This window comes from Micromonospora sp. NPDC048170 (assembly GCF_040652795.1).
Taxonomy (GTDB): Bacteria; Actinomycetota; Actinomycetes; order Mycobacteriales; family Micromonosporaceae; genus Micromonospora.
Genome location: NZ_JBEZMR010000048.1, coordinates 26,308 through 39,842 on the forward strand (window position 1 = coordinate 26,308; position 13,535 = coordinate 39,842).

The following is a 13,535-nucleotide window of genomic DNA, read 5'->3' on the forward strand; positions in this document are numbered from 1 at the left end:
GGGTCGCCCTCCTCGCACTGTCATGAGATCCCGAGTTCGCTGTCGATGAGAGCGAAGACCTCGTCGTCGGTCGCGGATTCGATGTCGTTGCCGGTTGCTGCCGGCTCGCCGCCCAGCTTCGACAGCACGTCCCGCAGCCTCAGCGACAGCCGGGTACGGGACTGCTCGTCGACGTCGAGCAGGACCGCCTCGAGGCGGTCGAGTTCGGCGAACGCGGCCAGCACCGCGTTGGCCCCGTCCGGCTCGCCGGAGAACTCGGCCCGCAGGTACGCGGCGAGGGCCTTCGACGTCGGATGGTCGAACACCAGCGTCGCGGGCAGCCGCAGCCCGGTCGCCGCGCTCACCCGGTTGCGCAGCTCGACCGCGGTGAGGGAGTCGAAGCCGAGCTCGGAGAACGGCCGGTCGGCGGCGACCGCACCCGGGTCCGGATAGGCCAGCACCCCCGCCACCTGGGTACGCACCAGGTCGAGCAGGATCGCCTCGGCCTCCTCGGCGTCCCGGCCCGTGAGCCGCTGCCGCAGCGCGTCGACCGCTCCCGCGTCGGCGTCGGCCGCCCGCCTGGCGGGCACCCGGACCAGGCCGCGCAGCAGCGGCGGCACCATGCCCGCCACGGCGCGTTCCCGCAGGGCCCGGTGGTCGAGCCTGACGGGCGCCACCATGCCCCGGGCGTGCAGCGCCGCGTCGAACAGGTCCAACGCCTCCTCGACGCTGAGCGCGCCGATGCCGGAGCGCGACATGCGCCGCAGGTCGGCCTCGGTCAACTGCTCCGCCATGCCCGCCTGTTCCCAGCGGCCCCAGGCCAGCGACACGGCCGGCAGGCCGTTCGCCCGCCGGTGCTGGGCGAGCGCGTCCAGGTAGGCGTTGCCGGCGGCGTAGTTGCCCTGGCCGGGCCCGCCGAGCACCCCGGAGGCCGACGAGAACAACACGAACGCGGTCAGGTCCCGGGTCAGCACGTGCAGGTTCGTCGCGGCGTCGACCTTGGGTCGCAGCACCCGGTCGACCCGCTGCGGGGTGAGCGAGGAGATGACGGCGTCGTCGACGACGCCCGCCGTGTGCACCACCCCACGCACCGGGTGCGCGGCGAGCAGCGCGGCGAGCGCGTCGGAGTCGGCGACGTCGCAGGCGGCGACGGTCACCTCGGCGCCCAGGGCGACGAGTTCGTCGCGCAGGTCGGCCGCGCCCTCGGCGGCGGGGCCGCTGCGGCTGACCAGCAGGAGTTCCCGGACCCCGTGCCGGCTGACCAACTGCCGGGCGACGAGCCGGCCGAGCGCGCCGGTGGCGCCGGTGACCAGGACGGTCCCCTCGAAGACGGTCGCCGCGGGGTCGGCGGTGACTCCGGCCCGCGCCAGGCGGGGCACCAGGACGTCGGCGCCGCGTACGGCGAGCTGCGGCTCGTCGGAGCCGAGCGCGGCCGGCAGCCCGGCGGCGGTGTCGGTGTCGACGTCGACCAGGACGAACCGGTCGCCGTGCTCGGACTGCGCGGAGCGGAGCAGGCCCCACGCGGCGGCCCCGGCGAGGTCGGTGACGTCGGCGTCGGGGCGGGTGGCCACCGCGCCGCTGGTCAGGACGGCGAGGCGGGAGGCGGCGAAGCGTTCGTCGGCGAGCCACTGCTGTGCCAGGGCGAGCACCCGGTGGGTGGCTTCGCGGGCCCGCGCGTCCTCCGCCGGCCCCCGGTCCGGGACGCACCGCGCCACCACCACCTCGGGCATCGCGACGCCGGCGTCCACGGCGGCGGCGAGGGCCGCCAGGTCCGGATACGTGGCCGCGTCGAGGCCGCCGATCCGGTCCCCGAGCACCGCGACGGTACGCGGCCGGGGCGCCCCGGTCAGCGGCGTCCAGTCCAGGCGCAGCAGCGACTCGTGCCGGCCGGGGCGGAGGGCGGCCAGTTGTTCCGGCGACACCGGGCGCACCGCCAGTGCCTCGACCGAGGCCACCGGGGCGCCGGTCGCGTCGGCCAGGGTGATGGCCGCCGTGCCGTCGCCCGACACGATCCGGGCCCGCAGCCGGTTGGCGCCCGCCGCGTGCACGGTGAACCCGCGCCACGAGAACGGCAGCACCGGGTCGCCGTCGCCGGTCGACGCGACCGCGTGCAGGACGGCGTCCAGCAGCGCCGGGTGCAGGCCGAAGCGGCCGGCGTCGTCGTGCGCCTGCTCGGGCAGGGTGATCTCGGCGAACACCTCGTCGCCACGCCGCCACGCCGAGGTCAGGCCCTGGAAGACCGGGCCGTAGCGCAGGCCCCGGGCGAAAAGGTCGTCGTACGTCGCGGACACGTCGACCGGGTCCGCGTCCGGCGGCCAGGCCCGCAGGTCGGCTCCGGTGGGCCCGGCCGGGGTCAGCCGGCCCACCGCGTGGGTCGTCCACCCGTCCTCGTCCTCGACCCGTGAGTGGACGCTCACGTCCCGGCCGCCGTCCGGAGCCGGTCCGCCCACCGTCACGCGCACCTGCACGCCGCCGGTGTCCGGCAGCACCAGGGGCGCCTCCAGCGTCAGTTCCTCGACGCGGGGGCAGCCGACCTCGCGTCCGGTGTGCGCCGCCAGCTCGACCAGCGCCGCACCGGGCAGCAGCACCAGGTCCGCGACCGCGTGGTCGGCCAGCCACGGATGGGTGGTCAGCGCGAGCCGGCCGGTGAACACCGCGCCGCCGTCCGGCAGTTCGACCGCCGCGCCCAGCAGCGGGTGGTTGGCGCGCGCCTGACCCAGCCCGCTCGCGTCGCCGGTGCCGGCGCCCGCCCGGGGCCAGTACGGCTGGTGCTCGAAGGAGGACGTGGGCAGCTCCACCGTCCGGCCCGGCGCGACCGTCGACCAGTCGATGGTCGTGCCGCGCACCGCGAGCCGGGCGAACGCGGTGGCCACGGTCTCCGGCTCGGCGCGGCCCTTGCGGCACACCGGGATCCACGTGCCGTCGGCCACCTGCCGGCCGAGCGCGGTCAGCACCGCGTCGGGGCCGATCTCCAGGAACGTGGTGGCCCCGGACGCGGCCAGCGCGGCGACCGCGTCGGCGAACCGGACGGGTTCGCGTACCTGCCGAACCCAGTATTCGGCGTCGAGGGTGGTGGCCTCGCCCGTCACCGTCGAGATCAGCTCGATGGCGGGCTTCCGGCAGTCCACCTGGGCCACGACCGCGCGGTACCCGTCGAGCATCGGGTCCATCAGTGGCGAGTGGAACGCGTGCGACACGGTCAGCCGCTTCGTCTTGCGCCCGGCACGGGCCAACTCCTCGGCCACGGCCAGGGTCGCGGCCTCCCCACCGGAGAGCACCACCGACTCCGGCCCGTTCACCGCGGCGATCGCCACGCCGCCGGACAGCAGCGGCGCGACCTCGTCCTCCGTCGCCCGCACCGCCACCATCGCCCCGCCGGCCGGCAACGCCTGCATCAGCCGGCCCCGCGCCGCCACCACCCTCGCCGCGTCGGCCAGCGACCAGACACCCGCCACGTGCGCCGCCGCCAACTCACCGATCGAATGCCCCACCACGAAGTCCGGCCGCACACCCCACGACTCGAACAACCGGAACAACGCCACCTCCACCGCGAACAACGCCGGCTGCGCCCACCCCGTCCAATGCAACTCCTCGCTGTCCAACACCTCCCGCAACGGCCGCTCCAGATGCCGATCCAACTCCCCACACACCTCGTCGAACGCCGCCGCGAACACCGGAAACACCAACAACTCCCGCGCCATCCCGACCCGCTGCGCCCCCTGACCGGTGAAGAGCACCGCGAGCTTCCCGCCGTCGGCCGTGCCGGTCACCACCTCGTCGCCGAGCAGCACCGCGCGGTGCGGAAGTCCGGCCCGCCCGGTGCCGAGCGTGTACGCGACGTCGACCGGACGCAGCGTCGGATCGGCGGCGACGTGGGTACGCAGCCGGCCGATCTGCTCCCGCAGTCCCGCCTCGCTCCGTGCGGAGAGCAGCCACGGCGTGAACGGGACGTCCGGCTCGTCGGCCGGCGGCGCCGGGTCGGCCTGCTCCAGCACGACGTGGGCGTTGGTGCCGCTGATGCCGAAGGACGACACGGCGGCCCGCACCGGGCGGTCGGCGGCGGCGAGCGGCACCGGGGTCGAGGCGACGCGTACCGCGCCGGAGGTCCAGTCGACGTGCGGCGACGGCTCGTCCACGTGCAGGGTCTGCGGGAGCACGCCGTGCCGCAGCGCCAGCACCACCTTCATGATGCCGGCCACCCCGGCGGCGGCCTGCGTGTGCCCGAGGTTCGACTTGACCGAACCCAGCAGCACCGGCGCGGCACGGTCCTGCCCGTAGGTGGCGAGGACGGCCTGCGCCTCGATCGGGTCGCCCAGGGTGGTGCCCGTGCCGTGCGCCTCGACCACGTCGACGTCGGCCGGGGAGAGCCGGGCGTCGGCCAGGGCGGCCCGGATCACCCGCTGCTGGGACGGCCCGTTGGGGGCGGTGAGCCCGTTGGAGGCGCCGTCGGAGTTCACGGCCGAGCCGCGGACCACGGCCAGTACGGGATGCCCGTGGCGGCGGGCGTCGGACAGCCGCTCGACCACCAGCACGCCGACACCCTCGGAGAGCGAGGTGCCGTCGGCCGCGCCCGCGAACGACTTGCACCGCCCGTCGGGGGCGAGGTTGCGCTGCCGGGAGAACTCCAGGAACGTGCTCGGCGTCGACATCACCGACACGCCGCCGGCGAGTGCGAGGGAGCACTCCCCGTTGCGCAGCGCGGAGACCGCGAGGTGCAGTGCGACCAGGGACGACGAGCAGGCGGTGTCGACGGTCATCGTCGGGCCCTCCAGCCCGAGCGTGTACGAGATCCGGCCGGAGATCACCCCGCCGGAGTTGCCGGTGGACAGGAACCCGTCGACGGACTCGGCGGAGCCTCTCAGCACGGTGCCGTAGTCGTTGTACATGACGCCCGCGTACACGCCGGTCCGGCTGCCGCGCAGCCCGGTCGGGTCCATGCCGGCCCGCTCCAGTGCCTCCCACGCGACCTCCAGCAGCAGCCGCTGCTGCGGATCCATCGCCAGCGCCTCACGCGGGGAGATGCCGAAGAAGCCCGGGTCGAAGTGGGCCGCGTCGTGCAGGAAGCCGCCCCGGTCGACGTAGCTGGTGCCCGGGTTCTCCGGGTCGGGGTCGAACAGCGCGTCGAGGTTCCATCCCCGGTCGGCGGGGAACGGCCCGATCGCGTCGCCGCCGCCAGCCAGCAGCCGCCACAGGTCCTCGGGCGTGCGTACGTCTCCGGGGAAGCGGCAGGCCATGCCGACGATCGCGACGGGCTCGTGGTCGTGCCGGGCCACGGCGACGGCCGTCGTCGCGGCCCGCCCGCCGGCCAACTGCTCCACCAGGTACCCGGCCAGCGCCTCCGGCGTCGGGTAGTCGAACACCAGGGTCGCCGGTAGCCGCAGGCCGGTGGCCACGCCGAGCTGGTTGCGCAGGTCGAGTGCGGTGAGCGAGTCGAAGCCCAGCTCCTTGAAGGGGCGGCCCGCCGGCAGCCGGTCCGCCCGGGCGTAGCCGAGGACGGACGCGACCCGGGTGAGCACCGTCTCCAGCACGACCTCGGTCCAGCGCTCGGCGGGCACCTCGGCCAGCCGCTGGGCGAGGGAGGATCCGCCCACCGCCCGGCGGGCCGGGGTACGGACCAGAGCACGCAGCAGCGCCGGCGGTTCCCGGTCGTCCCGGCCGAACGCGGCGAGGTCCACCGGCACCGGCGCCAGCAGGGCGTCGGCCGACCGGATCGCGGCGTCGAACAGCGCCAGGCCGTCCTTGTTGGACAACTCGCTCATGCCGCTGCGCGCCATCCGGCTCAGCTGCGCGCCACCCACGTCGGCGGTCATCTCGCTGCGCTCGGCCCACAGGCCCCAGGCGAGCGAGTGGGCGGGCAGGCCGGCGGCCCGGCGCCGTGCCGCGAGCGCGTCGAGCAGCGCGTTCGCCGCCGCGTAGGCGCCCTGGCCGGGGCTGCCGAAGATGCCGGCGGCCGAGGAGAAGAGCACGAAGGCGGTGACGTCCCCGGCCAGCTCGTGCAGGTGCCAGGCGGCGTCCACCTTGGGGCGCAACACCTCGGCGAGCCGGTCGGGGGTGAGCGTGGCGATGGTGGCGTCGGCCATCACGCCCGCGGTGTGCACGACGCCGGTGACCGGGTGCGCCGCCAGCAGCGCGGCGACCTGGTCGCGGTCCGCGACGTCGCACGGCAGCACCGTCACGGTCGCGCCCAGCTCGGCGAGTTCGTCGCGCAGCTCGACCGCGCCGGCGGCGGCGAGGCCGCGGCGGCTGGTCAGCACGAGGTCGCGTACGCCGTGCCCGGTGACCAGGTGGCGCGCGACCAGCCCGCCCAGGGTGCCGGTGCCGCCGGTGACGAGCACCCGGCTGTCCGGGCCGAACGCGGCGGGCCCGTCGACGTCCTGCTCGGGGACCCGGGTCAGGCGGGGCGCGCTCACCACGCCGTCGCGGATGGTGAGCACCGGCTCGCCGGTCGCCAGCGCCGCGGCCACCAGGTCGTCGGCGGTGTGGTCGGCCTCCAGCAGGACGATCCGCTCCGGGTTCTCCGCCTGCGCGGAGCGGACCAGGCCGCGCACCGCCGCGCCGGCCAGGTCGTCGGGGCGGGTCACCACGACGAGCCGGGTCTCGGCCTGCCCCGGGTCGGCGAGCCACTGCTGGATCGTGGTCAGCGCGTACGTCGTCACGTCTGGCACCGCGGCGATGCCGGGCGCGGCGGAGAAGCACGGCAGGAACAGCGTGTCGGCGGCCACGTCGGGCAGCGTCACCGGCGGGGCGTCGAATACCGGCGTGCCGCCCAGCGTCTGCCAGGTGCCGCGGTCGCCCCGGCCGACGGTCAGCGGCGCCTGCTCCAGCCGGAACAGCGACTCGACGAAGCCGCTGCGTCCCTTCAGCGCCTGCGGGGCCACCGCGCGTACGGTGAGCGCCGCCACGGCGGCGACCGGGGCGCCCGTGTGGTCCGCGAGGAGCAGGGCGGCACTGTCGGCCCCCTGCCGGGTGAGCCGGACGCGCAGGCTCGTCGCGCCCGTCCCGTGCAGCGTCACGCCGCTCCACGAGAACGGCAGCTTCGCCGCGCCGTCCCCGGCGTCCGCGGCGAGGGCGTGCAGGGCGACGTCGAACAGCGCCGGGTGCAGGCCGAACCCGTCGGCGTCGACGCCCTGCGGCAGGGCCACCTCGGCGAACGTCTCGTCGCCGCGCCGCCACGCGGCCCGCAGGCCCTGGAACACCGGACCGTACCGGAGGCCGAGCCCGGCGAGCCGGTCGTACAGGTCACCGAGGTCGACCGCCAGCGCGTCGGCGGGTGGCCATTCGGTGAGGTGCTCCCCGGTTGCCGTGGCGGGGGCGAGGACGCCGGTGGCGTGCCGGGTCCACATGCCGATCCGCGCCTCGGTGTCGGTCTGCCCGTAGACGCCGAGCGCGCGTCGGCCGTGCTCGTCCGGCGCCTCCACCGTGAGCCGCAGGGCCACGCCGCCGTGCGCCGGGACGACGAGCGGGGTGGTGATGACGAGTTCCTCGACGGCCGGGCACCCGACCTCGTCACCGGCGCGCACGGCGAGTTCGACCAGTGCCGTGCCGGGCAGCAGGACGGTGTCCAGGACGGCGTGGTCGGCCAGCCACGGGTGCGTCTCCAGGCTGATCCGGCCGGCGAGCACGACCAGGTCCCGCTCCGGGACGGTGAGCGCGGCGCCGAGCAGCGGGTGGCCGACGACGTCGATGCCGAGGCCGCGCGCGTCCACGGCGGACGCCGCCGCGAACTGCCAGTACCGCTGGTGCTGGAACGCGTACGTGGGCAGCGGGGCCGGTACGCCACGCGTGTGCCGGGACCAGTCGACGGCGGCCCCGCGGACGTACGCCTCGGCCAGGGAGAGCAGGAAGCGCGGCAGGCCGCCCTCGTCGCGCCGGAGCGACCCGACGAGCGCGGCCGGGGCGTCGGCGCGGTCCAGGATCTCGCGTACCCCCATGCCCAGCACGGGGTGAGGGCTGATCTCCACGAGGACGTCGTGCCCGTCGGCGAGCAGCCGGTCGACCGCCTCCTCGAAGCGGACCGTGCCGCGCAGGTTCGCGTACCAGTACCCGGCGTCGAGGGTGGCGGTGTCGACGGTCCCGCCGGTGAGCGTGGAGTACAGCGGCACGTCGCCGCTTCGCGGCCGGACCTCGGCGAGGACGCTCAGCAGGTCGTCCCGGATGGCCTCGACCTGCGCGGAGTGCGAGGCGTAGTCCACCGGGATCATCCGCATCCGGACGCCGTCGGCCTCGCACGCGGCCAGCAGCTCCTTCAGGGCGTCCGGCTCGCCGGACACGACGGTGGCGGCGGGCCCGTTGACCGCGGCGACCGCGATCCGGTCACCCCACCGGGCGAGGCGCGCCTCCACGTCCGCCCGGGGCGCCGCGACCGAGGCCATGCCGCCGCGTCCGGCCAGGCCGGCGGCGATCGCCCGGCTGCGCAACGCGACCACGCGGGCACCGTCGTCGAGGGTGAGCGCACCGGCGACGACGGCGGCGGCGATCTCGCCCTGCGAGTGCCCCACCACGGCGGCGGGCTCGACGCCGTACGAGCGCCACAGCGCCGCGAGCGACACCATCACGGCGAACAGCACGGGTTGCACCACGTCCACCCGGTCGAGCGACGGCGCGCCGGGCACGCCCCGGACGACGTCGAGCAGCGACCAGTCGGTGAACGCGTCGACGGCCCGCGCGCACTCGTCCATCCGGGTGGCGAACACCTCGGCGGTGTCCATCAGCTCGACGGCCATGCCCGCCCACTGCGAGCCCTGGCCGGGGAACATGAAGACGACCCGGGGCGCGTCGCCCGGCGCGGCGCCGGTGGCGACGCCCGGCGCGGGTTCGGCCGCCGCGACGGCGGCCAGACCGGCCCGCAGCTCGGCGGGATCGGCGCCGACCACGACCGCCCGGTGCTCGAAGCGGGCACGGGCCGCCAGGGCGGCGGCGACGTCGGCCGGGTCGGCGGGGTGCAGGTCGAGGTGGGCCGCCGCCCGGGCCGCCTGGGCGCGGAGGGCGTCCGGGGTACGGCCGGACAGCACCCAGGGCACCGGACCGGCCACCCCGGCGTCGGTGCGCGCGGTCTCCTGTGCGGGCGGCTCCTCCAGGATCACGTGGGCGTTCGTGCCGCTCACGCCGAACGACGAGACACCGGCCCGGTACGGCTCGTCGCCCCGGGGCCAGGCGACCGCCTCGGTCAGCAGGTCGACCGAGCCCTCGGTCCAGTCGACCTGGTCGCTCGGGGCGTCCACGTGCAGCGTCTTCGGCAGCAGCCGGTGCCGCATGGCGAGCACCATCTTGATGATGCCGCCGACGCCTGCGGCGGCCTGGGTGTGGCCGATGTTCGACTTGATCGAGCCGAGCCGGAGCGGCCGGTCGCGGTCCTGCCCGTAGGTGGCCAGGATGGCCTGCGCCTCGATCGGGTCGCCCAGGGTGGTGCCGGTGCCGTGCGCCTCGACCACGTCGATCTGGTTGGCCGACAGCCGCGCGTTGGCCAGCGCCGCCTGGATCACCCGCTGCTGCGCCGGCCCGTTCGGCGCGGTCAGGCCGTTGGAGGCGCCGTCCTGGTTGACCGCCGAGCCGCGGACGACGGCGAGCACCGGGTGCCCGTTACGCCGGGCGTCGGAGAGCCGCTCCACGATCAGCATGCCGACGCCCTCGGCGAAGCCGGTGCCGTCGGCGGCGGCGGCGAAGGACTTGCACCGGCCGTCCGGCGACAGCCCGCGCTGCTTGGAGAACGCGACGTAGGTCTCCGGGGTCGCCATCACGGTGACCCCGCCGGCCAGCGCGAGCGCACACTCGCCGTTGCGCAGGGCCTGCACGGCCAGGTGCAGGGCGACCAGCGACGACGAGCACGCGGTGTCGACGGTGACGGCCGGCCCCTCCAGGCCGAAGGTGTACGCCACCCGGCCGGACGCGATCGCGCCGGTGGCGTTGTTCTCCGCGTAGTCGTGGTACATCATGCCGGCGAAGACGCCCGTGTCGGTGCCGCGCAGCCCGGTCGGGTCGATGCCCGCGTTCTCCAGCGCCTCCCACGAGGTCTCCAGCAGCAACCGCTGCTGCGGGTCCATCGTCGACGCCTCGCGAGGGCTGATCCCGAAGAACTCCGGGTCGAACTGGGCCGCGTCGTGCAGGAAGCCACCCTCCCGGGTGTACGACCGGCCCGGCGTGCCGGGCGTGGGGTCGTAGAGCTCGGCGATGTTCCAGCCACGGTCGGTGGGGAAGCCGGTGATCCCGTCCCCGCCGGCGGCGACCAGGTCCCACAGGTCGTCCGGGGTCCGCACCCCGCCCGGGTAGCGGCAGGCCATACCCACGATGGCGATCGGCTCGCGCAGCGTCGAGTTCAGCTTGCGGTTCTGCTCCCGCAGCCACTCGTTCTCCTTGAGCGAGGCCCGCAGCGCGGTGACGAGCTTCTCCTCCGAGTTGGCCATGTGGTCAGCTCCCCGCTTCCGTCGTCGCTCCACCGAGGTCGGCGAGCGCCATGCTGATCAGTGCGTTGGCGTCCATGTCGTCGATGGATCCGGCCGGTGCGGCGTCCGGTTCTTCGGCGGCGACCCGGACGCCGCCCAGTTCGAGCAGGCTGTCCATCAGGCCGGCGTCCCGGAGCCGGCTGAGGGGGATGGCGAGCAGGATGCGGCGAACCTCGTCCTCGGGCAGCCCGCCGTCGCTGCCGGTGTCGGGGACGAGCCGCTCGAAGAGCAGCTCGGCGACCGCGCGGGTGTTCGGGCGGTCGAAGGTCAGGGTGGCGGGCAGCCGCAGCCCGGTCGCGGCGTTGAGCTGGTTGCGCAGTTCCAGCGCGGCGAGCGAGTCGAAGCCCAGCTCGGTGAAGGCGCGGCCGGGGTCGACGGCGTCGGGGTCGCGGTGCCCGAGCACCGCCGCGACGTTCGTGCGGACCAGGTCCAGCAGCAGGTCCGCGCGCTCCGACCCGGACCTGCCGGCCAGGCGCACGGCGAGGTCGTCGCCGGTGGACGCCGCCCGCCTGGTCCGGGCCCGGACCAGGCCGCGGTAGATCGGGCCGTCGACCACGCCGAGGTCGAGCCCGACGGGCACGAGGACGGGCGCGGCGCAGGTGAGGGCGGCGTCGAGGAGGCGCAGTCCCTCGTCGACCGGCAGGGCACGCACGCCCGCCTGGGCCAGCCGCTGCCGCTCCGCGCCGGTCAGCTCGCCCGCCATCCCGCCGTCCCACATGCCCCACGCCAGGGACTGCCCGGCCAGGCCGGCCACCCGCCGGCGCACCATGAGGGCGTCGAGGAACGCGTTGGCCGCGGAGTACGCCGCCTGCCCCGCGTTGCCGAAGACGCCCGCCGCCGACGAGAACACCACGAACGCCGACAGCCCCATGCCGGCCGTCAGCTCGTGCAGGTGCCACGCCGCGTCGACCTTCGGCGCCAGCACCCGGTCCACCCGCTCCGCCGACAACGACGCCAGCAGACCGTCGTCCACCACGCCGGCGACATGCACCACCGCCGACAGGTCGCGGCCGTCGACCAGCGCCGCCACGGCGTCCCGGTCGGCCACGTCGCAGGCGGCCCACCGCACCGACGCGCCCGACGACTCCAGCTCGGCCGCCAGCTGCGCGGCGCCCGGCGCGGCGGCGCCCCGACGGGACACCAGCAGCACGTCGCGCACCCCGTGCGCCGCCACCAGGTGCCGGGCCACCACGGCACCCAGCGCGCCGGACGCGCCGGACACCAGCACCGTCCCGGCGCCGAGGTCCGCGGGCGCCGGATCGTCGGCGCGTACCCGGGCCAGCCGGGCGGCGTACGCGACGCCGTCGCGGACCACGAGCTGGGGTTCGTCGTCGGCCAGCACGACGTCGCCGTCGACCAGGACGACGCGGTCGGGATGTTCGGCCTGCACAGAGCGGACGAACCCCCACACGGCGGCGCCCGCGAGGTCGGTGACGTCCTCGCCGGGCAGGGCCACCGCGCCGCGGGTACGCACGACGATCCGGGTCCCGGTGGGCTCGGCCAGCCACGACCTGAGTTCGTCGAGTACGCGGTGCAGGGTGGCGCGCACGTCGGCCGGGGTGTCCGCCGGGGCGGGGCCGGGCGGGAACGTGGTCGTGTCGAGCACCGTCACGTCCCCGGCCTGCCCGCCGGTGGCCGGCACGGGGGTCCAGGTCAGCTCGTAGAGCGAGTCGTGGTGGTTCGGCCGGGCGTCGAGCGCGCCGACCGGGCGGGTCTCCAGTCTGCCCACCGACACCACGGGTGCTCCCGTGGTGTCGGTCGCGGTGATCGTCCAGCCGGAGTCGGCGGGCACGATCCGGACCCGCAGGGCGGTGGCGTTCGTGGCGTGCAGCACCACCTGCTGCCACGAGAACGGGAGCACGGCGGTTCCCGTACCGGCCTGGTCGGCCAGCAGCGGGGCGTGCAGCGCCGCGTCCAGCAGGGCGGGGTGCAGCGCGAACCGCTCGTCGGCCTCGGGGAGGGTGACCTCGGCGAACAGTTCTTCGTCGCGTTCCCACACCGCCGTGACGCCCCGGAACGCCCGCCCGTACTCGTAACCCCGGTCCGCGATCCGGTCGTAGGCACCGGTGAGGTCGACCGGCCGGGCTCCCGTGGGGGGCCACTGCGCCACGGTGTCCGGCGCGGTGACCGGGTCCGCGGCGACCAGCCCGGTGGCGTGTGCCGTCCAGGTCTCGGCGCGCTCGCCACGCGAGTGGATCTCGACGGTACGACGGCCCGCCTCGTCCGGCTCGCCGACCCGCAGCCGCAGCTGCACCGCGCCGTCCTCGGGCAGCACCAGCGGGGCGACGGTCGTCAGCTCCTCCACCACCGGGCAGCCGACCGCGTCCGCGGCGTGGACCGCGAGCTCGACGAGGGCCGCGCCGGGGACCAGCACCACGCCCGCGACGACGTGGTCCGCGAGCCACGGGTGCGTGCCGGTCGACAACCGGCCGGTGTAGACGGCGCCGTCGAAGTCGGGCAGTGCGACGGCCGCGCCGAGCAGGGGGTGCTCGGTGTCGGCGAGCCCGAGCCGGCTCGCCGCCCCCGTCGCGGTCGCGTTCTCCGCCCAGTACCGCTGGTGGGCGAAGGGGTACGTGGGCAGTTCGGTGCTCTGGGCGCCGGCGAACCAGGTGGGCCAGTCGACGGGGAAGCCGAGGGTGTGAAGTGCGGCGACGGCTGTGGTGAGGGTGTGGGTTTCGGGCCGTTCCCGCCGCATGGTGGCGATGGCGGTGGTGTCGCCGGTGGCGGTGGCCAGGACGGTGTCGGGGCCGACTTCGAGGTAGGTGGTGGTGTGGTGGGTGGTGGTGAGGGTGGTGACGGCGTCGTGGAAGCGGACGGTGTGGCGTAGCTGGTCGACCCAGTGTTCGGGGGTGGGGTGCAGGGGTTGGCCGGTGAGGGTGGAGATGACGGGGATGCGGGGTGGGTGGTGGGTGATGGACGCGGCGACGGTGCGGTAGTCGTCGAGTATGGGGTCCATCAGGTGGGAGTGGAAGGCGTGGGAGACGGTGAGGCGTTTCGTCCGGTGGCCCTGCGCGGCGAGTGCTTCGGCGGCGGTGAGGGTGGCGGTTTCGTCGCCGGAGATGACGAGGTTGGTGGGGGTGTTGATGGCGGCGATGCCGACCTGGTCACTCAGGTACG

At 75.6% G+C, this 13,535-nt stretch carries 2 protein-coding genes; both read right to left on the reverse strand.

Translation table 11 applies throughout. From position 1 onward, the window contains the following. Positions 1-20: 20 nt before the first annotated feature. Complete coding sequence (locus AB0D32_RS31495) at positions 21-10,379, reverse strand: type I polyketide synthase (RefSeq protein WP_357098130.1); 10,359 nt, start codon at positions 10,377-10,379, stop codon at positions 21-23. Positions 10,380-10,383: 4 nt separating this feature from the next. Then, on the reverse strand, positions 10,384-13,535 hold a 3,152-nt coding region (locus AB0D32_RS31500; protein WP_357098133.1), incomplete at its 5' end, for an SDR family NAD(P)-dependent oxidoreductase.

What these genes read in the sequence shown, in the direction of transcription:
- AB0D32_RS31495 (WP_357098130.1), bottom strand. Translation starts at nt 10,379, where the DNA reads ATGGCCAACTCGGAGGAGAAGCTCGTCACCGCGCTGCGGGCCTCGCTC.